The following is a 22,125-nucleotide window of genomic DNA, read 5'->3' as shown; positions in this document are numbered from 1 at the left end:
TTTTGAGTGATTCAACTAAACCCTTTTTAGTGGTTATAGTGGGACCGACCGCTTCAGGAAAAACTGAATTAAGCATCGAATTAGCTAAACGCATCAATGGAGAAATTATTAGTGGAGATTCTATGCAAGTGTACCGACAAATGGATATTGGAACCGCTAAAGTGACTCAAGAAGAAATGGATGGCATATCTCATCATATGATAGATATATTGAATCCAGATGATACTTTTTCTGCTTATGATTTTAAAAAAAGAGCCGAAACTTTGATTGATGATATTACTGCTAGAGGTAAAATACCTATCATAGCTGGAGGCACTGGCCTTTATATACAATCATTAATTTATGACTATCCATTTGATGATGAAAAGAGTGTATCTCAAGAAGTGGAGGCACAAGCAAACGCAAAATTGAGCGAATTAGAACAACTTGATAATCAAACTTTACATCAATACTTAGCTTCGTTTGATGCTGAATCTGCAAAAGATATTCATCCTAATAATCGAAAAAGAGTAAATAGAGCGATAGAATACTACCTAAAAACGAAAAAACTTTTAAGTTCTCGCAAGAAAGTGCAACAATTTACAGAAAATTATGATACATTATTAATAGGGATTGAAATGTCGCGCAAAACATTATATTCAAGAATAAATAAACGTGTTGATATTATGTTGGGCCACGGATTATTTAATGAAGTGAAACAACTCGTTGAACAAGGTTTTGAATCTACTCAAAGTATGCAAGCTATTGGTTACAAAGAACTTGTTCCTGTCGTCAAAGCGCAAATGGACTTAGAACCAGCTGTTGAAACGTTGAAACAACATTCAAGACAATATGCTAAGCGACAATTGACGTGGTTTAAAAATAAACTCAATGTTCACTGGTATAATAGAGAGACAATGACACTTCAAATGATGTTAGATGAGATTACAACCCAAATAAATAAAAGGAGTTCTAAACATGATTGCAAACCACAACATCCAAGACCAAGCACTAGAGAACTTTAAAGCAGAAAAAACTGAAATCACGGTCTTTTTCTTAAACGGATTTCAAATGAAAGGTGTTATCGAAGATTTCGATAAATACGTGATTAGCTTAGTTTCTCAAGGCAAACACCATCTGATTTACAAACATGCGATCAGCACTTTTACTGTTGACGATGAAACTACAGAAGTAGAAACAACAGTTGCAAGTGAAGAATAAGTTGTAATCAAAGTGCCAAGTTAAACGTTTTATAGAGCGTAGACAGCGGTCTTTTAAATCTTTAACTTGCTAAAAACTCATCAATTTTAGCACTTTTGAACAAATAGAGGAAATGTTTGTAATAAGAAAAAGCTTCGTATTAGAGAAACATTTGAAAATAAATGTCTTCTGATACGAAGCTTTCTTATTGTTTTATAATAATTTTTCGATATCTTTTTCGATTTGAGCAGGTTTCTTCTGTGGTGAGAAGCGACTCACTACATGTCCTTCACGATCTACTAAAAATTTAGTAAAGTTCCATTTAATTTTTTCGTTCAACATGCCTTTAGCTGCATCAGTTAAATAACGGAATAAAGGATGTTGATTGTCTCCTTTAACATCTACTTTTTCATGGATAGGGAAGGTCACCCCATAGTTGATTTTACAATTTTGATTAGCTTCGGCACCAGTACCCGGTTCTTGCCCACCAAATTGGTTGCAAGGGAAACCTAAAACAATGAAACCTTGATCTTTATATTTCTCATATAAAGCTTGTAAGCCTTCAAATTGTGGCGTAAAACCACATTCGCTTGCTGTATTTACGATTAGCATAACTTGTCCTTTATAGTCAGCTAATTTGTAATCTTCACCATTAGATTTTTTTACTACAAAATCATATATATTTTCCATAATATCACCCTTTCTTATCAGCTTAAATTTAACATAATTTCAGAAGATAGTCTTTAGAAACACACTATGATAGAATATTTGAGAAACATTTTAGAAGGAGATGTATAACATGGCGCAGCAACCCATTCATGATACAAAGAAAAAATTAGAAACTGCTGTTTTAGTCGGTGTACATGCTCAAAACGATGATCAATTTAATTTTGAGTCAACAATGGAAGAATTAAAAGCATTATCTTTAACTTGCCAACTAGATGTTAAAGGACAAATCACGCAAAATAGAGAACAAATCGATCATAAATATTATGTTGGTAAAGGTAAAATCGATGAATTAAAAGCTTTTATAGAATTTCATGAAATAGATGTAGTAGTAACGAATGATGAATTAACTACTGCACAGTCAAAAACATTAAATGATAATTTGAGCGTAAAAATTATTGACAGAACTCAATTAATTTTAGAAATCTTCGCATTAAGAGCACGTAGTAGAGAAGGTAAACTTCAAGTCGAGTTGGCGCAATTAGATTATCTTTTACCACGATTACAAGGTCACGGGAAAAGCTTATCCCGTCTAGGTGGCGGTATTGGTACAAGAGGTCCCGGTGAAACTAAATTAGAAATGGACCGCCGTCATATTAGAACGCGTATGAATGAAATTAAACATCAACTTAAAACTGTGGTAGAACATCGTGAACGTTACCGTAATAAACGAGAACAAAACCAAGTTTATCAAATCGCATTAATTGGCTATACTAATGCTGGTAAATCATCATGGTTTAATGTCCTAGCTGGCGAAACTACATTCGAAAAAGATTTACTATTCGCGACACTAGATCCTAAAACGAGACAAATACAAATTAATGAAGGCTTTAATTTAATTATTTCAGATACCGTTGGGTTTATTCAAAAATTACCAACTACGCTTATTGCTGCTTTTAAATCAACGTTAGAAGAAGCTAAAGGGGCAGATTTATTATTACATGTTGTAGATGCAAGCCATTCTGAACATCGTGCACAATTTGATACTGTCAATCAATTAGTTAAAGATTTAGACATGGATCAAATCCCACAAGCAGTCATTTTCAATAAAAAAGATCAATGCAATAATGAGGAGGACACACCCGTTGCAGATGCGCCTTCAGTATTTGTTTCAAGTCGAGCTGAGGAAGATAAAACTAAAGTGAAACAATTATTAATTCAACAAATTAAAACGTCATTAACGCATTATAAAGAGACAGTTCCAGCAGCTGATGCCGATAGATTATACTTCTTAAAACAACACACATTATTAGAAGAAATGGATTTTGACGCTGAAAAAGAAGTATACCTTATTGAAGGATATAAAAAATAATAAAAGGAAGTCATTAAGCATGTCAGATATGAAACAATTGGTTACTGAAGTAGAAGATACTTTGGCGCCATATTATAGAGAAATAGAAGAAACAGCATATATTAACCAAGAAAAAGTGTTAAATGCATTTCATCATGTTAAAGCCACAGAAAGTGACTTAACGGGTAGTACAGGTTACGGTTATGATGATTTCGGACGTGATCATTTAGAAGAAATATATGCGCATACATTTAAAGCAGAAGATGCGATTGTCAGACCTCAAATTATTTCAGGTACACATGCGATAACGTTAGCACTTCAAAGTACGCTTAAATATGGGGATGAACTGATTTATATTACTGGTAGCCCGTATGATACGTTGTTAGAAGTCATAGGCGTAAACGGCAATGGTATTGAAAGTTTGCAAGAACATGGCGTCAGTTATAATGAAGTCGCTTTAAAGAACGGACGCATTGACATTGAAAGTGTCTTAAACGCTATTTCAGAAAAAACGAAAGTTGTAGCAATTCAACGTTCTAAAGGTTATGATCAACGCCCATCGATTCCTGTTGATGAAATTGAGGAGGCTATTCAACGTATTAAGGAGCATCATCCGAACGTTATTGTCTTTGTGGATAATTGTTATGGTGAATTTGTCGAACGTCGTGAACCGATTGAAGTAGGGGCCGATTTAATCGCTGGTTCATTAATTAAAAATCCAGGAGGCGGTTTAGCTAAGATTGGTGGTTACATTGCTGGTAGAAAGGATTTAATCGAACGCTGTGGTTATCGATTAACAGCTCCAGGTATTGGTAAAGAAGCGGGTGCATCTCTAAATTCACTTCAAGAAATGTATCAAGGATTCTTCCTTGCGCCTCATGTTGTTAGCCAAAGTTTAAAAGGTGCGTTATTTACGAGTTTACTTCTTGAAAAAATGAACATGAAAACTGTGCCTAAATATAATGAAAAACGTACAGATTTAATTCAAACAGTTCAATTTGATACGAAAGAACAAATGATTGCGTTCTGCCAAAGTATTCAACATGCTTCACCAATTAATGCACATTTTAGTCCAGAACCTAGTTACATGCCGGGTTATGAAGATGATGTCATTATGGCAGCCGGTACGTTCGTTCAAGGTTCTTCCATTGAAATATCTGCAGATGGCCCAATTCGACCACCATTTGAAGCTTATGTTCAAGGCGGATTAACGTATGAACATGTGAAGATTGCAGTCACAAGAGCAGTTAGTCATTTGAAAGAACAGAATATGATATAGTGAAAAATCCTACTTTTTTAAGTAGGATTTTATTTTTTTCTGAAAATTAACATGAAACTATGATATGACAATTAATAAAAACTGAGGTAAATGCTTGATATGACAATGTTTTATAGGTATTTTAATTTTTATGTCAGAAAACCTAACATATTTTTGAAATGCATCTGAAACTATGCTAAATTAAAGACAAGTTCAAAAGTAGAGGTGAGGTTATTGATGTCTAACGATAGAATAAGACGGAATATGGCCGTGTTCTCTATGAGTGTTGTTTGTAAATTAACTGACCTCACTGCGAGACAAATCCGCTACTATGAAACACATGAACTTGTAAAGCCTGAACGTACGGAAGGAAACAAGCGATTGTTTTCTTTAAATGATTTGGAAAGACTTTTAGAAATCAAATCTTTAATTGAAAAAGGATTTAACCTAAAGGGTATTAAACAAATTATTACCGGTAACCAAGGGCATTTGTCACCCGATGAACAAGAGACTAGAAAGAGAATGATTGTAGACGCAACGCAAAAACCACCCGGTGAAGCTTTGCCAATAAATCGTGGCGATTTATCCCGATTTATTAATTAAATATTTGGAGGATTTCTGTTATGCCAAAACGTACATTTAGTAAAGACGATATTCGTAAATTTGCAAAAGAAGAAAACGTTAGATACTTAAGATTACAATTCACTGATATCTTAGGTACAATCAAAAATGTTGAAGTACCAGTAAGCCAATTAGAAAAAGTTTTAGACAATGAAATGATGTTTGATGGATCATCAATCGAAGGTTTCGTACGTATCGAAGAATCAGATATGTATCTATGCCCAGACTTAGATACTTGGGTTATCTTCCCTTGGACTGCTGGTCAAGGTAAAGTAGCACGTTTAATCTGTGATGTTTACACAACTGATGGCGAACCATTTGCTGGTGACCCACGTAATAACTTAAAACGTGTGTTAAAAGAAATGGAAGATATGGGCTATACAGATTTCAACTTAGGGCCTGAACCAGAATTCTTCTTATTCAAATTAGACGAAAAAGGTGAACCAACATTAGAACTAAATGATAATGGTGGTTACTTCGACTTAGCACCAACAGACTTAGGTGAAAATTGCCGCCGTGACATCGTATTAGAACTTGAAGATATGGGCTTCGATATCGAAGCAAGTCACCATGAAGTAGCACCTGGTCAACATGAAATTGATTTCAAATATGCAGATGCTATCACAGCTTGTGATAACATCCAAACATTCAAGTTAGTTGTTAAAACAATTGCGCGTAAACATAACTTACATGCAACATTCATGCCTAAACCATTATTTGGTGTTAACGGAAGCGGAATGCACTTCAACGTTTCATTGTTTAAAGGAAAAGAAAATGCATTCTACGATCCAAATGGTGAAATGCAATTAACTGATGATGCATATCACTTCACTGCAGGTATTTTAAATAACGCCCGTGGATTTACAGCTGTATGTAACCCATTAGTTAACTCTTACAAACGTTTAGTACCAGGTTACGAAGCACCATGTTATATCGCATGGAGTGGTAAAAACCGCTCACCATTAGTACGTGTACCATCTTCAAGAGGTTTATCAACTCGTATTGAAGTACGTTCAGTTGACCCAGCTGCCAACCCTTACATGGCATTAGCAACTATTTTACAAGCAGGATTAGATGGTATTAAAAACAAAACTAAAGTACCAGAGCCAGTTAACCAAAATATCTATGAAATGAACCGTGAAGAACGCGAAGCTGTTGGTATCCAAGATCTTCCATCAACTTTATACACAGCGTTAAAAGCTATGCGTGAAAACGATACAGTTAAAAAAGCGTTAGGTAACCATATCTACAATCAATTCATTAACTCTAAATCAATTGAATGGGACTACTATCGCACTCAAGTGTCTGAATGGGAACGCGATCAATACATGAAACAATATTAATCGCTAAGCAAATCGGGGAAAGACTTAGGAATATAGAAGCTAAGGCGAAAGGTCTTAGCTTCTTTTTTATATTTAAAAGTGGACAAATATTGAAGCATATATTTCAAAATATAATTAAGGAGTTATGCAAAAATGAAAATTACTGTAAAAGTACGTAAAACTATTAAAGAAGAAAAAATAAAAGGAATAATTAAATTAACTCTAGTAACTTATCTACATTTTTCTCAGTAGTCGCCCAACTGGTCGCAAATCTAACAACACGATGGTTGTCATCATATTTTTCCCACACTGCGAATTTTACTTTTTTCTGTAATTCTTTAATCTTATTTTCACTTAATATAAAGAATTGCTGGTTTGTTGGTGAGTCGAAATACACTTGATAGCCTTTGTCAATAAATCCTTTTTTCATCTTGTTAGCCATGTTAATCGCATGACGGCTAATGTCAAAGTATAAATTATTAGTAAATAATTCTAAGAATTGTACACCGACTAAACGACCTTTAGCTAATAAAGCGCCATGTTGTTTAATCCGTGTAGTAAAATGTTTCGGTTCGTTATGATTTGTAAAAACGATCGCTTCTCCACATAGGGCACCAATTTTTGTACCACCGATATAAAAAATATCGCAATACTTCGCAATATCTTCAATAGTTAAATCACTTTGATCGCTCATCAATCCATAACCTAATCTAGCACCATCCATGAACAGTGGCACTTTATGTTCCTTACAAACAGTAGCTAGGTTTTTTAATTCTTCTTTACTATATAGCGTTCCATATTCAGTTGGGTGAGAAATATATACCATACCAGGAAATACCATATGTTCACGTTTAAAGTCACTATAAAATGTATCTAAATAAGCGTTAACTTCTTTAGGCGTGATTTTACCTTCATGAGAAGGAATAGCTAATACTTTATGGCCGCTAAATTCAATTGCGCCACCTTCATGCACTGCAACATGTCCTGTATCAGCTGAAATGACGCCTTCATACGATTCTAAAACGGAATTAATTACAACTTGATTTGTTTGTGTACCGCCTACTAAGAAGCGTACTGTTGCTTCAGGGCATTTAATAGTAGCTTTGATTTGTTCAGCTGCTTTTTTGGAAAATTGATCATCCCCATAACCACTTGCTTGTATTAAATTGGTATCGAGTAGTCTTTGTAACACTTTTTCATGTGCGCCTTCTAGATAGTCATTTTCAAAAGAAATCATATATTTCCCTCCACGAATTTAATCAACATTAATTATTTAATTATTCTGAAAATTTAAAAGAATGTCTTTAGTATACCTTAACTTAAGTATTATGTGAATTTATTATTTTAAAAATACAATTGTAAACGTTTTAAAAATAGTGGAGTGTGTTAATTAATGAATTTAAATTTAGTTGCTAAACGTATATAAAAAGACTATCATTTAAACAAATAGACTATAGGAGTGTTAAACATATGAATAAAGTTAAATTTAAAAAACTCAAAGAAAATACTTTAGAGGAATTAGAAAATAAAGTTAATGAGTTTTTAGCTAGTGAAGAAGGTAGGCAATATCAACTTTTAAATGTTTCTGTTGAAAAGGTAGAAGAACAAAAGTTTCCACACAATGAAGAAGTTTTAAGTGCTATTTTGACATTAGTTAATCAATAAGGTTCTTTATAAATATTAACACTAATTATAAGATTTATAGGAGTAAATGTTATTAAATATATGTTTGGTCCAGATTTAGGGACTGTATTTACAATTATATTAGCTTTAGGGTTTGTTATTAATTTAGTTTTAGCTTTTATAATTATATTTTTAGAAAGAGATCGTCGTAGTGCAACATCGACATGGGCTTGGTTATTTGTATTATTTGTTTTACCTTTAATCGGTTTTATCTTGTACTTATTCTTTGGTAGAACCGTATCTAAACGTAAAATGGAAAAAAACAACGGTAAAGAACTGGACACCTTCAAAGATGTCATTAAGCAACAAGTTGAGGCATTAGACGCTAATAATTATCAAACGAATAATAAAGAAGTTAAAAAACATCGTGACATGATTAGAATGTTATTGATGAAACAAGATGGGTTTTTAACTGAAGGAAATAAAGTAGATTTATTTACAGATGGTCATAAATTATATGACAAAGTCATTGAAGATATCTATAATGCGAAAGATTACATACATTTAGAATATTATACATTCGAACTAGATGGGCTAGGTCATCGAATTATTGATGCATTAGAAACAAAGCTTAAAGAAGGTTTGGAAGTTAAAATTTTATATGATGATGTAGGTTCCAAGAAAGTAGGAAGAGCTAAATTCAAAAAATTCACTTCATTAGGTGGCGAAGTAGAAGCATTCTTTGCTTCTAAATTTCCTATAATCAACTTTAGAATGAATAACCGTAACCACCGTAAAATCATTATTATTGATGGACAAGTGGGTTATATTGGTGGGTTTAACATAGGTGATGATTATTTAGGTTTAGGAAAATTAGGCTACTGGCGTGATACACATACTCGTGTAGAAGGTGATGTGGTTGATGCTTTACAGATGCGTTTTATCCTCGATTGGAACTCTCAAGCGCATCGTCCACAATTTGAATATGATGAAAGATATTTTCCACCAAAGAAAGAACAACATCAAGGAGGTTCAGCCATTCAAATTGCTTCAAGTGGACCGGCTTATGAACTACATCAAATCGAATATGGTTACACTAAGATGATTATGAGTGCTAAGAAATCGGTTTATTTACAAAGCCCTTATTTTATTCCAGATCGTTCATATATTAACGCTTTGAAAATGGCTGCTAATGCTGGCGTGGACGTGCACTTAATGATACCAAGTAAACCCGACCATCCTTTCGTATATTGGGCTACATTTTCAAATGCAGCAGATTTACTTGAAAGTGGTGTAAAAGTCTACACATATGAAAATGGTTTTATCCATTCAAAAGTCGCTATGATTGATGGAGAAGTTAGCAGTGTCGGTTCTGCAAATATGGACTACCGTAGCTTTGCTTTAAACTTCGAAGTCAATGCGTTTATTTATGATAAAGATATCGCGCAACAATTGAAAACAGCATTTGAAGAAGATATTAAAAAATCTAAACAGTTAACTAAAGAAGAATATGATAAACGATCAGTTATCATTAAAATTAAAGAAGATCTTGCAAAATTAGTATCACCAATTTTATAGAAAATTACGACTCACTAAGACTAAATTTTAGTTTTAGTGAGTTTTTCTATGACAAATGTCATATCAAAACAGTGACAGATTGGACTAACTCTAAGAAGTAAGAATTGATACATTATATCTATATTATAAAAGGAAGTGAAACAGTCATGGTTGAAATAATGCATTTGTCTAAATCTTTTGGAAAAAAAGAGGTACTTAAGGATATTTCATTAACAATTGAAAAGGGAGCATGTACTGCTTTAATTGGGAAAAATGGAGCAGGTAAATCAACATTAATTGATATATTAATCGGCCACAAACATGCCTCGAAAGGCTCGGTTGAAGATACAGAGGGCTTAAATCAATCAAAAAATATGGGAATCTTATTTCAACGTACTAACTTCCCAAAATTAATTAAAGTTAAAGAATTATTTTATTTATATCAAAATTTGTATAAAAATAGTATGACATTAGAGCAATTTAGGGAATTAACGCAGTTTAGTCAAACGCAAATGAACCAACATGCTAATGATCTTTCAGGTGGCCAAAAAAGACTGTTAGATTTCGCGCTTACACTAATTGGTAATCCTCAATTTTTAATTTTAGATGAACCAACAGCTGCTATGGATATAGAAACAAGAGAACATTTTTGGCAAATCATTTATCGCCTTAAACGTCAAAATATAACAATATTATATACTTCGCACTACATAGAAGAGGTAGAGCGGATGGCTGATAGAGTGATTTATTTAGAGGCTGGAAAAGTAAAAATTAATGATACGCCACAACATATCTTATCTAATCAAGATAATTCAGTTATAGAGTTAACAAATTATAGCTATAAAATACATCAAATACTTGCAAAATTATTCAAAACAGAAGTGAAAAATGAAAATTTGAAAATTTATACGAATGAAGTTGAAAAAGTGATAAAAAGCTTGATAGAACTAAACTTCAATTTAAACTATATGACTATTTATAAAAAATCATTGCTTGAATTAATGTTTGCAAATACTAATAAGAAAGGGGCATTAAATGATGAATAATACTATGATTTTATTAAAAACTGAATATAAATTAATGGTTAGACGCAAATTAACTACTTTCTTAGCATTCATATTTCCTGTAGCATTTTATATATTATTTACCTCTTTGATCGATTTACCAGAAGATGCTAAAAAAGTTTTCTATAAAGAGTATATGTATAGTATGACAACGTTTAGTTTAATGGGATTTTGTTTGATGCAATTTCCACTTGAAATCATTGAAGAAAGAAATATTGGCTGGTATAAAAAATTGATAGCTACGCCTATGACAACTTTTAATTATTATTTAGCAAAGATTATAAAAACGATGACACTTTTTTTGATTTCAATTATATTATTATTTAGTGTAGCGCATTTTTATAAAGGTGTTAATTTGAGTTTGAGTGAATGGGTTTTATCTGGGTTTTCATTATGGATTGGAGGAAGTTTATTTTTAACTTTTGGTCTTATTATTACCCAATTTAATGAAGCGCAAAAAGCGAGTGGTATTGCAAATCTACTTAATATGGTATTAGCAATTCTTGGAGGGCTATGGTTTCCAATTCAAACATTTCCTAATTGGTTACAACACATTTCGAAGTGCATGCCTACCTATCATTTACGTCAACTTGCGTTAGATTTAGGTAAAGGTAATGGTTTCAATATACAATCATTTGTTATTTTAATTATGTATAGCTTCGTATTTTTAATCATTGCACTATATATAAATAAGAAAAGAGAAGTGAATTAAATGACACGTCGTGACTTCGGTGCTAGGATGGGAGAAATTTCTTCATTAATTTATCTTATCTTTCCGTTTTATGGAGTTTATTTAACAAGAAATCGAGAAGAATTTATTCTAAATATTATAGTTGTATTTATTTTTACTATTGCCTACAGTGGTTTAATTCTGTTTCATCAAAAGTTAAATCATAGATTAAATTTAACTTTATTTATTGTACATTTAATTGCAATTATTTATTTTGTAGCATTATTTAGTCCAATGCTAAGCTTATTTTTCTTCTTTAGTGCATTTGCAATTCCTTTTATGTTTAAAGCAAGTGTAAAATCAATCGAATTTTTGCTTTTATTGCTTACGATGGTGAGTTGTCTCATTGTAACAGTTTATCAAGATGACATTTTTAGTTTAGTAAGTCTACTTATTTACTATATTGTTATTTTAGCATTATTATTCGGAAATTTTAGTACTGCAAAAGATCGAGAAACTCGTAGACAACTTGAAGCAAAAAATAAATATATCAATGTGCTTATTGCAGAACAAGAACGTAATCGAATTGGACAAGATTTACATGATACTTTAGGTCATGTGTTTGCTAGCCTTAGTTTAAAATCAGAATTAGCTTTTAAATTAATTGAAACAAACCCTGAGTCTGCGAAAGAAGAAATTAAAAATATAAATGAAATTTCAAAAGAAACTTTAAATAAAGTAAGGCATATTATTGAGAATTTGAAAGTGCAAAATTTTGAAGATGAAATTATATCTATTGATAATATATTACATGATGCTAATATTGAATTTTCATTTGAAAATAAACAAGGGGCCAATTCTTTAAATCCTGCCAAACAGTCTATACTAGCGATGATTTTCAGAGAAATGATAAATAATATTATTAAACATGCGCAAGCTACTAAAGTTGAAAGCAAATTAGAAAATAATCAAGAAAGTATTCAATTACTTGTAAAAGATAATGGAATTGGAATTAAAAACCCAAAAGAAATTAAACTAAAAAGTATAAGTGATAGAGTGGAATTACTTCATGGTGCGTTAGAAGTCGAGTCAATTAATGGTACCCAACTAAAAATCACTATACCGAGAGAAGGTGTACAATGATTTCAATTGTAATTGCAGAAGATCAATATATGTTACGTCAAGCAATGGTTCAATTAATAGAATTCAATGAAGACATGAAAGTCGTAGATGATTTTGATAATGGCGAAGATACACTGAATTTCATTAAACATAATATGCCAGATATTGCGATATTAGATATAGAACTGCCAAGAATGACAGGTTTAGAAGTCTTGGCAAAGTTAAGAGAGACGTCAATTAACACAAAAATTATTATAGTCACAACATTTAAACGCCCAGGTTATTTTGAAAAGGCAGTAGCAAATGAAGTGGATGCTTACGTTTTAAAAGAGCGTTCAGTAGATGAATTAGTCAACACTATTCATAAAGTGATGGAAGGTGAAAGGGAATATAGTACCTCACTAATGACGTCTTTATTTAAAGAATCTAACCCTCTCACGTATAAAGAACAAGTCGTTTTACGTGAGATTGGTGAGGGTTTAAGTAGCAAAGAAATAGCGGAGAAATTATACCTTTCTAATGGCACAGTGCGAAATTATACTTCAACTATAATTGAAAAACTATTAGCAGAGAACCGTTTTGATGCTTGGAAAAAAGCAATAAATAAAGGATGGATCTAATTATCATTGGTTTTTTCTGCTTCCAATTTATCTACATGTGTTGCTAATAAACGCAAAACTTGAGCAACCTTATCTGGCGGTGTATCATTCGCTAGTGTGTGCTCAAAGATATTGCCATTTTGAGTTTGAACTCTGTATATAAGTCCGTGTGTATCGATAATAATATCAAGAATTTCCATTGTTTCCACCTCTCTACTTTAATATTTAATGTGAGGTTTTTATTGAGTATTGTCGAAAATAGTTATAATTATTTTCAAAATTGGATTTGTTTCTTATATTTACCACTGTATTTATAAAATACTCTTGAATATATAAATAAAATGCTAACTAGTCAAATCTAGTTAGCATTTTATTTGTTATTACGTTTGTTTAAGTATGATTGAATAATATAAACTATAAAACCTACTAAAACGCCTAATAATACGGCTACAACCACAGATACAATGATTGGAAGTTTATAAACAATCTGAAGAATAACGCCAACAATGATGGCTACTACAACAGCTATTATTGTTACTAAATTTTCACTACGTTCGTTCATGTATTTCACTCCTAACGCATTACATTATAGCATGATTTTAATGGTTTCCTCATTTTCAAGAAAATAAAAAGTATTTAGCACTAATAAAAATAAATATTTAATTGACGATTAAATTCTAATTATATATTATATGGAAGTATCGAAAAGAGGAGCAGGTGAATACATGAAATCAAAAAAATCACTCAGTATAATAGTATTAGCCGTGATTATTGTTGGAGTATTGGCATTCCAATTTATTAATCACACAGGACCGTTTAAAAATAGTGGAAGCCATACTTCATCAACTACAGAATTAAAAGATAAAGAAAAAGTGCATATTGAGCGTGTTGTCGATGGAGATACATTTGTAGCTAAAAATAATAACGGTAAAGAAATAAAAATAAGATTAATTGGTGTGGATACGCCTGAAACCGTTAAACCGAACACACCTGTGCAACCCTATGGAAAAGAAGCATCAAATTATAGTAAAAATCATTTAACAGGTAAGGATGTCTATTTAGAGTACGATAAAGAAAAAGAAGATCGCTATGGACGTACTTTAGCATATGTATGGTTAGATAAAGACACAATGTTTAATGAAGAGTTAGTAAAACAAGGCTTAGCACGTGAAAAGTACTTCGCGCCTAACGGTAAATATAGAAGCACCTTTGAAAAGGATGAAGCGGAAGCTAAAAAGAATAAAGTTAACCTTTGGAGCTAAAAAATAAGCGATTATCATACACTATATATGAGGAAAGGTATGATAATCGCTTTTATTATTTAAAAAAGTAATTGTTGATTTATTGAAAAACTAGTTACTAAAGCTAGTGACGATTTTAGTAGCCTGAGCTTCAGTAAGTGGGTGTTTAGAGAATTCAATTGCATTCTTTATAACATGTTCAAGGGAATATTTTGTTGAAACTGTATCTACATATTTTTCCCGTTCTTGCGTACCTTCAATGATGTTAACACTTCCATCACTGAAGTATATGATACCGATACTTTGAATTTTATGATTAAATTTCTTTTCAATATTATCTTTTAAAGATTTAGAGTTAATAGCTGCTTGTTCATATGGATCATGATTATAAAATTCATAAATGACCCTGTTATTTTGAACTTCTTCGATAAATGTGTAAATTTCACTACGTGGTGAATTGAATTGATTATGGTATTGTTTACTAATATAATGTCCAACAATTTGATTGACATCACTAGTATCAATAACCATTTTGTCGTCTACTGGCGCGTTAAAATGATAAAACGTTTTCTGATTCCATTTTTTTACATCAATATTGATTAAACCAACATCAGAAATAACAATAAAATCAAATGTTCTAGCGTATTCAAACAAAGGATGTTTAGTTGCTAAATTACTAGTCGTAATAATATGATAAAATTTTAATTTACCTTCAGTGATATAATTATCTAAAATTTCTCGTAATTCTCTTTTCGCATTACTTTTAGCGTGAGGACTAATTTCTTTATTAGTACTTAACATTTGATTTTTAAGATCTAAATTTTCCTTACTTAACGCTGAATTCTTAGTTATCATTTGATTTCTAGCATACATTTCAGTATCAACTCTATCTTGCATATAGCGTTGATTTAAAATAAATGCCAAAATAAGTACAATGATGATAACTATTAAAATAACTGTTAACGTCATCACTAATCACCTGCATTATTGTTTATTCGTTTATATCATAGAACGTTTTTTCAAAAATTAAATGATATAAAACAACATATAAATTATAAACATTCTATATAGATAGTTCAATATTCTGGAAAGCAAGAAGATTTTAAGATTTTGTTAAAATAATATGAAGCGTATTTAAATTTATTCTTTATTAATAACTTGAGAAGTATCATCTTATGTACTATTTCGAAATGAATGAAGGTTATTTTATTTAAAAACAAATTTAATATTTGTAAGAATATATATCGAAATATTTAAGAGAATATTTTATAATAATTATTTAATGATTAAACATGAATGAACTTAAAATGTAATGATTATCAATTTACTAGTTGGATATTTACATATTTTTCATAATTTGAAGTTTGAAAATAAAGTATGAGAAAGGTATAATATTCATTATGAAAGCGTTTCCTTAGGAGGTAGATGAATGGAGAATGAGCATCAAGAACATGTTGAACAATTAGTAGACATTTTAAAGTTAAAATGTCGAACATCTTTTAAATTTCACGGGGAAGTCGCTATGCAGTTATTTTTGAATGATAACTTTATACTACCTTCGAAAGTTGACATATGTGTGGAAAGAAAGTATTTAGTCGAAGTACTAAGAGTAATTCCTTCATCGTATACATTTAATTATTACAATAAAAATGATGAAAAGATGGATAAAGATAAATTAAATGTGCCAGAAGTAGCACATATTGACGTCACTATTAATAATAAAGTAGCGCTAAATATTTTTATTTATGATGTAGTAAATGAAGAATGGATATTTAGATTAGATGAAAACATTAGAATTCCTAAAAATAATATATATTTTCATTCGCTCACTTGGAATGTAGACTATATTAAACCTGAAATAGTTCTCATGTATGATTTAATGGATAACCAAAATTATCATCAATTACCTAATTACAAATTGGTATTAGAAGCGTTAAGTTACTATCAATTTGTTATATTAAAAGTAGTAGTGGGCGAACAAAGGATCAAAGAAGCCTTAACACAAAGCTAGCTTTTGTATGATTATATGATGTAAAAAGCAACTGATATTTCTAGATTAAACTTTAAAAATGTTTATCTACATATCAGTTGCTTTTTATTAATTTTTAGAACATAAATTTTTTAAACATACGCCATGATAGCAATATTCATATGTTGAAAGCACAGCCTTATCAGCATCTTCAACGGAAATACCAAACATCATTGAAATTTCAGATGCCCCTTGGTTAATCATTTTTAAGTTAATGTTAGATTCAGCTAACGCATGTGTGATTTTATTTGCTGTACCTACAGCTTTGTTCATTCCTTCTCCTACAATCATCAATATCGCCAAATCATGTTCAATATTTAACTCATCAACTTCGCATTTTCTTCGTATAGCATTTAAAACTTCTTGTTCCTTACCTTTAATTTGATGTGTACGCATAATAATACTGATACTATCTATCCCTGAAGGCATGTGATCAAAAGAAATATTGAAATCTTCAAGAATTTCTAATATTTTGCGAGTAAAACCAACTTGTCTATTCATCAAATATTTTTTAATGTTGATGACTGTAAAGTCTTTGTCACAACTTATTCCAATAATCACATCTTTATCGTTTACGTCACGATCATGTCTAATAAACGTACCTTTGTCTTGAGGTCGATTAGTGTTTTTTATAACGACGGGAATTCTGTGTTTATATAAAGGTTGTAACGCTTCATCATGGAACACACCAAATCCTGCATAAGATAATTCACGCATTTCTTTATATGTAATTTCATTAATAAGTTCAGGTTTCTTAATAACATTTGGATTTGCTTTAAAAATTCCTGAAACATCAGTGAAATTTTCATAAATAGAGGCTTTTATTCCTCTAGCGATAATTGCCCCAGTTATATCTGAGCCACCCCTTGGAAATGTCACGACATAACCATTTTTAGAAACCCCAAAGAAGCCTGGAATAATAATTTTTCCTTCAATTTCTCTTAGTTTATAAATTTGGTCATAAGCTTCCTCTAATATTTGTGCTTGTTGAGGTAAATCAGTGACTAAAATACCAGCATCTTTAGGAGAAAGATACGTTGTTTTAACCCCTGTAGAATCATTATAACTGGCAATGAGTTGAGCATTAAAATTTTCTCCACATGATAATAGCGCATCATATAAACGAGGGGGTTCGTCTTTTAGTGTTTTAATAATGTGCTCAAGCGTCTCATCAATTGTAGCTAAGAAAATCATATCCATATTTAATTCTTCTAAAATATCTGCATAACGCTGAATAATCTCTTTTTTCTTATCTTGATAATTTAAGCCGTTTAAGACTTTTTCGTATAGACGAATTAAAAGATCTGTTGTTTTAATGTCATCTTTATGCCTTTTACCAGGAGCAGAAACAATAATGATTTTACGTTCATCATCTTCATTGACAATGTTAAGGACTTTTTTAATTTGAGTTGCATTAGAAACTGAACTACCGCCAAACTTTGCTACTTTCATAAATTGTATCAACCTTTCTAAAAAATCAGAAAATTTTGTTTAATTTTCTGATACCACGTGGTAATATATATCTATATATTCACTTTTTACGCTAAAAAAGTCCTATCGATTTAATATGATTTAATAGTATACTATAGTTAAGTATATTGCAATAAAACAATTGTATTTCTCAGTAATACAAACATATGGGGGAAGATAGTTATATGAAAGAATTGAATGTTGCTTTGCTTGGTCTTGGAACAGTTGGATCAGGTGTAGTAAAAATTATTGAAGAAAATAGACAACAAATTAAAGATACGCTTAATAAAGATATAGTTATTAAACATATTTTAGTTCGTAACAAGTCTAAAAAAAGACCTATCAATATTAGTCAATATCATCTAACTGAAGATGTAAATGAAATTTTGAATGATGATTCAATTGATATCGTTATTGAAGTAATGGGTGGAATAGAACCTACTGTCGATTGGCTTAGAGATTCCCTTAAAAGAGGTAAACATGTCATTACGGCAAATAAAGATTTACTTGCTGTGCATCTAAAACTATTAGAAGACTTAGCTGAAAAACAAGGGGTAGCATTAAAATTTGAAGCAAGTGTTGCAGGCGGTATCCCAATTGTAAACGCCATTAATAATGGTTTGAATGCCAATAACATTTCTAAGTTTATGGGGATTTTGAACGGTACCTCTAATTTTATTCTTTCTAAAATGACACGCGAACAATCCACTTTTGAAGAAGCATTAGATGAAGCAAAACGCTTAGGCTATGCAGAAGCAGATCCTACTGATGATGTTGAAGGTATAGATGCAGCACGTAAAGTGGTAATTACTTCATACTTATCATTTAACCAAGTCATTAAATTAAGTGATGTGAAAGTAAGAGGAATTAGTAATACAACATTAAGCGATATCAATGTAGCAGATAAATTAGGTTATAAGATTAAACTGATTGGTAAAGGAACATATTATAACAGCAAAGTTTACGCTTCTGTAGAACCAACTTTAATACATAAATCTCACCAATTAGCTGCTGTAGAAAATGAATATAATGCTATTTATGTTATTGGTGATAATGTAGGAGATACTATGTTTTATGGTAAAGGGGCTGGTAGTTTAGCGACAGGCAGTGCGGTAGTAAGTGACTTATTAAATGTCGCGCTATTTTTTGAATCGAACTTGCATACGCTTCCGCCACATTTTGAGTTAAAGACAGATGAAACCCGCGAATTAATGAACAGTGATGAGTCAGTTTCTATTAAGGAAAAGTTAAATTATTATGTTGTCATTCATAGTGACATTTCAATTGAACGATTTGAAGACGAATTAAAAGCAATCTTACCTTTCCATAAATCGCTTCAAATTGAAAAAAGAGATGAAACATCATATGGCATAGTGATTGTTGGCTTAGATCTATCACCGGAAGATGAACTAAATAAAGCAGGGTTGAATGTGGAAAAAATTTATCCAGTTGAAGGAGTTTAATAATTATGAAAAGATGGCAAGGATTAGTAGAAGAATTTAAAGAATATTTACCTGTGAATGAAGACACACCTCATTTAACACTTAATGAAGGCCATACACCACTTATCCATTGTGAGAATTTATCAGCAATGTTAAACATCGACTTATATGTCAAATTTGAGGGTGCAAATCCTACAGGTTCTTTTAAAGATCGTGGGATGGTAATGGCTGTCACAAAAGCAAAAGAACAATGTAAAAAAGTAGTGATTTGTGCTTCAACTGGTAATACATCAGCTTCTGCAGCAGCCTATGCCGCTAGAGCAGGTTTGAAAGCAATAGTCGTCATTCCTGAAGGTAAAATCGCGTTAGGAAAGTTATCCCAAGCTGTAATGTATGGCGCTGAAATCGTTTCGATTGAAGGTAATTTCGATGAAGCTTTAGAAATCGTTAAAGAAATAGCGGCAAATGATGATGAAATTGAATTAGTTAATTCAGTTAATCCATATCGTATCGAAGGTCAAAAAACAGGCGCATTTGAAATTGTTGAACAATTAGAACAAGCACCGGATGTATTAGCAATCCCAGTAGGAAATGCTGGAAATATTACTGCATATTGGAAAGGATTTAAAGAATATCACGAGAAAAAAGGTAGCCAATTACCACAATTGTTTGGCTTCCAAGCAGAAGGCGCATCTCCAATCGTTCAAAATAAAGTAATTAAAAATCCTGAAACAATTGCAACAGCTATTAGAATTGGAAATCCTGCTAGCTGGACGAAAGCGACAAAAGCTTTAGAAGAATCTAACGGTTTGATTGATAGTGTAACAGATGAAGAAATTTTAGAAGCTTACCAATTAATGACTTCTAAAGAAGGCGTATTTAGTGAACCTGCAAGTAACGCTTCTATTGCTGGGCTCATTAAATTACATCGTGCAGGTAAGTTACCTAAAGATAAAAAAGTTGTAGCTATTTTAACTGGTAATGGCTTAAAAGACCCTGACACAGCCATTTCTATTTTAGATAATCCTATTCAACCGCTTCCGAATGATAAAGCAAGTATTATTGATTATATTAAAGGAGCATTATAAATGAATAAATATTTGCACCTTAAGATTCCAGCATCAACTGCTAATTTAGGGGTAGGATTTGATTCGATTGGAATGGCTATCGACAAATATTTAAATTTATATATTCATAGAATTGAAGGAGACGAGTGGGAATTTGATTATTTAAGTCCAGAATTAAATAGTCTTCCTAACAATAAAGATAATTATATTTATCAAGTCGCCCAACAAGTTGCTGCTAAATATAATATTGCTTTACCAGCTTTAAAGATTGAAATGAGAAGTGACATTCCATTAGCGAGAGGATTAGGATCTTCAGCATCTGCTTTAGTTGGGGCATTGTATATCGCTAATTATTTTGGAAATATACAGCTTTCAAAATATGAGTTACTTCAATTGGCGACAGAAATTGAAGGGCATCCTGATAACGTAGCACCAACAATATATGGTGGATTATTAGCAGGTTATTATAATCCTGAGACGAAAGAAACAAATGTAGCTCATATTGAGGTGCCTGATGTTGATATTATTTTAACTATCCCTCCATATGAGTTAAAAACTGAAGATTCACGAAATGTATTACCAGATAATTTTTCACATAAGAAAGCAATTCAAAATAGTGCGATTAGTAATACAATGATTTGTGCTTTAATACAGCATAATTATGAACTTGCTGGAAAAATGATGGGGCAAGATGGTTTTCATGAACCGTTTCGTCAACATTTGATACCGGAATTTGAACAGGTAAAAGCGTTAGCCAACAAATATGATGCCTATGCTACAGTAATTAGTGGTGCGGGACCAACGATCTTAACGTTTAGTCGTAAAGAAAAAAGTGGTGAGTTAGTTAGAACGTTAAAGCACCAAATTACCAATTGTCATTCTGAATTAGCGACGATTAACCAAGTAGGTGTAGTTGAACAAATTGTGTATCCTTCCTAAAATTATTGTAAAATGAGAACAAGTGATTTTTGAAAGGAGCACCATATAGATATGAGTAATTTCAAAGTGATAGTTATGGATATGGATGATACTTTAGTAAATAGTGATAATAAAGTAAGTCCTGAAACAAAAGAATATTTAATAGATATCCAAAACCAAGGTTATAAAGTAGTGTTGGCTTCCGGACGACCAACAGAGGGAATGATGCCAGTAGCTAAAGCGTTACATCTAGACAAACATGATAGTTATATCATTAGTTATAACGGTGGAAAAACAATCAAAGTAGCCACTGAAGAAATAAAAGTAAGTAAAAGTGTTTCAAAAGAAGACTTTGATGAAATTGTAGACTTCTGTAGAGAAAAAAACTTTCTAGTGCTTACTTATCAAGATGGTCATATTATTCACGATGGCGATCATGAATATAGAGAGATTGAATCCCAAGTTACAGGTTTACCAATGAAAAGGGTAGAGGATATTAAAAAGTACATTAATGAAGATGTCCCTAAAGTGATGGGTGTAGATTATGTAGAGAATATTACGAATGCAAGAGATGCTTTACATGGTTCATTTAACTCCAACATTGATGTCACTACGAGTAAACCATTTTTCCTAGAGTTTATGGCTAAAGATGTTTCTAAAGGTAATGCTATTAAAGCTTTATGTGAAAAATTAGACATTCCTTTAGAAGAGGTTGTATGCTTTGGGGATAGTTTAAATGACCAATCTATGTTTGAAGTAGTTGGATATTCTGTAGCAATGGGAAATGCTACTGAAGAACTGAAAGAAGTTGCAGATAGAGTAACATTAGATAATGATTCTAATGGTATTCCTGTAGCTTTAAAAGAAATCTTATAAATTAAAAAGCATGAGTAACTTATATCAACGTTATATATACTAAAGTAAAG

At 31.6% G+C, this 22,125-nt stretch carries 24 protein-coding genes; 18 read left to right on the top strand and 6 right to left on the bottom strand.

The window, feature by feature from the left end:
• Positions 1 to 2: 2 nt before the first annotated feature.
• Positions 3 to 1,004 (top strand): tRNA (adenosine(37)-N6)-dimethylallyltransferase MiaA, encoded by a 1,002-nt coding sequence (gene miaA / locus MT340_RS07740; protein WP_243589455.1) that lies wholly within the window; start codon positions 3 to 5, stop codon positions 1,002 to 1,004.
• A complete protein-coding gene (hfq, locus tag MT340_RS07735; protein WP_243589454.1) occupies positions 958 to 1,200 on the top strand; it encodes an RNA chaperone Hfq in 243 nt (80 codons plus the stop codon). Before miaA ends, hfq begins: the two co-directional genes overlap by 47 nt.
• 192 nt (positions 1,201 to 1,392) lie before the next feature.
• Here the strand turns inward: hfq and MT340_RS07730 are convergent, their stop codons facing one another.
• Positions 1,393 to 1,869, bottom strand: a complete 477-nt coding sequence (locus MT340_RS07730; RefSeq protein ID WP_243589453.1) for a glutathione peroxidase — start codon at positions 1,867 to 1,869, stop codon at positions 1,393 to 1,395.
• 109 nt (positions 1,870 to 1,978) lie between these two features.
• Between MT340_RS07730 and hflX the strand changes: the two genes are divergently transcribed.
• The 4 genes from hflX (at position 1,979) to glnA (ending at position 6,418) form a co-directional block, all read left to right on the top strand.
• Positions 1,979 to 3,217, top strand: coding sequence for a GTPase HflX (hflX, locus tag MT340_RS07725; RefSeq protein WP_243589452.1), 1,239 nt, complete (start codon positions 1,979 to 1,981; stop codon positions 3,215 to 3,217).
• A gap of 19 nt (positions 3,218 to 3,236) precedes the next feature.
• Complete coding sequence (locus MT340_RS07720; protein ID WP_243603730.1) at positions 3,237 to 4,475, top strand: methionine gamma-lyase family protein; 1,239 nt, start codon at positions 3,237 to 3,239, stop codon at positions 4,473 to 4,475.
• Positions 4,476 to 4,688: 213 nt separating this feature from the next.
• Entirely contained in the window at positions 4,689 to 5,057 is a 369-nt protein-coding gene (locus MT340_RS07715) for a MerR family transcriptional regulator (RefSeq protein ID WP_243589450.1), read from the top strand.
• A gap of 20 nt (positions 5,058 to 5,077) precedes the next feature.
• Positions 5,078 to 6,418: a type I glutamate--ammonia ligase gene (gene glnA / locus MT340_RS07710; protein ID WP_243589449.1), complete on the top strand. Its 1,341-nt coding sequence runs from the start codon at positions 5,078 to 5,080 to the stop codon at positions 6,416 to 6,418.
• 190 nt (positions 6,419 to 6,608) lie between these two features.
• On the opposite strand, the gene MT340_RS07705 is transcribed toward glnA, so the two are convergent.
• Positions 6,609 to 7,634 (bottom strand): threonine aldolase family protein, encoded by a 1,026-nt coding sequence (locus tag MT340_RS07705; RefSeq protein ID WP_243603729.1) that lies wholly within the window; start codon positions 7,632 to 7,634, stop codon positions 6,609 to 6,611.
• Between the two features lie 233 nt (positions 7,635 to 7,867).
• On the opposite strand from MT340_RS07705, the gene MT340_RS07700 reads away from it, so the two are divergent.
• The 6 genes from MT340_RS07700 to MT340_RS07675 all read left to right on the top strand — a co-directional run bounded on the left by MT340_RS07700 (position 7,868) and on the right by MT340_RS07675 (position 13,053).
• Positions 7,868 to 8,062 carry a hypothetical protein gene (locus MT340_RS07700; protein WP_243589448.1) on the top strand — a complete coding sequence of 65 codons (195 nt, stop codon included), beginning with the start codon at positions 7,868 to 7,870 and terminating at the stop codon, positions 8,060 to 8,062.
• Positions 8,063 to 8,122: 60 nt separating this feature from the next.
• On the top strand, positions 8,123 to 9,598 hold the full coding sequence (cls, locus tag MT340_RS07695) for a cardiolipin synthase (RefSeq protein WP_279390860.1): 1,476 nt from the start codon (positions 8,123 to 8,125) through the stop codon (positions 9,596 to 9,598).
• Between the two features lie 146 nt (positions 9,599 to 9,744).
• Positions 9,745 to 10,623 (top strand): ABC transporter ATP-binding protein, encoded by an 879-nt coding sequence (locus MT340_RS07690; protein WP_243589446.1) that lies wholly within the window; start codon positions 9,745 to 9,747, stop codon positions 10,621 to 10,623.
• A complete protein-coding gene (locus MT340_RS07685) occupies positions 10,616 to 11,353 on the top strand; it encodes an ABC transporter permease (protein ID WP_481906663.1) in 738 nt (245 codons plus the stop codon). The genes MT340_RS07690 and MT340_RS07685 overlap by 8 nt, the downstream gene beginning before the upstream one ends.
• Positions 11,354 to 12,454 (top strand): sensor histidine kinase, encoded by a 1,101-nt coding sequence (locus MT340_RS07680; RefSeq protein WP_243603728.1) that lies wholly within the window; start codon positions 11,354 to 11,356, stop codon positions 12,452 to 12,454.
• Positions 12,451 to 13,053: a response regulator transcription factor gene (locus tag MT340_RS07675; protein ID WP_243590253.1), complete on the top strand. Its 603-nt coding sequence runs from the start codon at positions 12,451 to 12,453 to the stop codon at positions 13,051 to 13,053. Before MT340_RS07680 ends, MT340_RS07675 begins: the two co-directional genes overlap by 4 nt.
• Here MT340_RS07675 and MT340_RS07670 read toward each other — a convergent pair.
• Both MT340_RS07670 and MT340_RS07665 read right to left on the bottom strand, forming a co-directional pair.
• Positions 13,050 to 13,232 (bottom strand): hypothetical protein, encoded by a 183-nt coding sequence (locus MT340_RS07670; protein ID WP_243589445.1) that lies wholly within the window; start codon positions 13,230 to 13,232, stop codon positions 13,050 to 13,052. The two genes, MT340_RS07675 and MT340_RS07670, sit on opposite strands and share 4 nt — an antisense overlap.
• 170 nt (positions 13,233 to 13,402) lie before the next feature.
• Positions 13,403 to 13,594 carry a LapA family protein gene (locus MT340_RS07665; RefSeq protein ID WP_243589444.1) on the bottom strand — a complete coding sequence of 64 codons (192 nt, stop codon included), beginning with the start codon at positions 13,592 to 13,594 and terminating at the stop codon, positions 13,403 to 13,405.
• Between the two features lie 163 nt (positions 13,595 to 13,757).
• Between MT340_RS07665 and nucI the strand changes: the two genes are divergently transcribed.
• Positions 13,758 to 14,294: a thermonuclease NucI gene (gene nucI / locus MT340_RS07660; protein ID WP_243589443.1), complete on the top strand. Its 537-nt coding sequence runs from the start codon at positions 13,758 to 13,760 to the stop codon at positions 14,292 to 14,294.
• A 90-nt stretch (positions 14,295 to 14,384) separates the two neighbouring features.
• Here nucI and MT340_RS07655 read toward each other — a convergent pair whose 3' ends face one another.
• Positions 14,385 to 15,242, bottom strand: a complete 858-nt coding sequence (locus MT340_RS07655; protein ID WP_243589442.1) for a hypothetical protein — start codon at positions 15,240 to 15,242, stop codon at positions 14,385 to 14,387.
• A 460-nt stretch (positions 15,243 to 15,702) separates the two neighbouring features.
• On the opposite strand from MT340_RS07655, the gene MT340_RS07650 reads away from it, so the two are divergent.
• Positions 15,703 to 16,284, top strand: coding sequence for a hypothetical protein (locus MT340_RS07650; protein WP_243589441.1), 582 nt, complete (start codon positions 15,703 to 15,705; stop codon positions 16,282 to 16,284).
• A gap of 87 nt (positions 16,285 to 16,371) precedes the next feature.
• On the opposite strand, the gene MT340_RS07645 is transcribed toward MT340_RS07650, so the two are convergent.
• Positions 16,372 to 17,754 (bottom strand): aspartate kinase, encoded by a 1,383-nt coding sequence (locus MT340_RS07645; protein ID WP_243589440.1) that lies wholly within the window; start codon positions 17,752 to 17,754, stop codon positions 16,372 to 16,374.
• A gap of 203 nt (positions 17,755 to 17,957) precedes the next feature.
• Between MT340_RS07645 and MT340_RS07640 the strand changes: the two genes are divergently transcribed.
• From MT340_RS07640 to MT340_RS07625, 4 genes are read left to right on the top strand one after another with little or no spacing between them, the layout of a single operon-like run.
• A complete protein-coding gene (locus MT340_RS07640) occupies positions 17,958 to 19,235 on the top strand; it encodes a homoserine dehydrogenase (protein ID WP_243589439.1) in 1,278 nt (425 codons plus the stop codon).
• A 5-nt stretch (positions 19,236 to 19,240) separates the two neighbouring features.
• A complete protein-coding gene (thrC, locus tag MT340_RS07635; RefSeq protein WP_243589438.1) occupies positions 19,241 to 20,302 on the top strand; it encodes a threonine synthase in 1,062 nt (353 codons plus the stop codon).
• Complete coding sequence (thrB, locus tag MT340_RS07630) at positions 20,303 to 21,220, top strand: homoserine kinase (protein ID WP_243589437.1); 918 nt, start codon at positions 20,303 to 20,305, stop codon at positions 21,218 to 21,220.
• Between the two features lie 51 nt (positions 21,221 to 21,271).
• A complete protein-coding gene (locus MT340_RS07625) occupies positions 21,272 to 22,075 on the top strand; it encodes a Cof-type HAD-IIB family hydrolase (RefSeq protein WP_243589436.1) in 804 nt (267 codons plus the stop codon).
• Positions 22,076 to 22,125 lie beyond the last annotated feature (50 nt).

Origin of the sequence: Staphylococcus sp. NRL 16/872 (assembly GCF_022815905.2) — a bacterium.
Taxonomy (GTDB): Bacteria; Bacillota; Bacilli; order Staphylococcales; family Staphylococcaceae; genus Staphylococcus.
The sequence above is the reverse complement of the archived record's forward strand: the minus strand, read 5'-3'. Positions and strand labels throughout refer to the sequence as shown.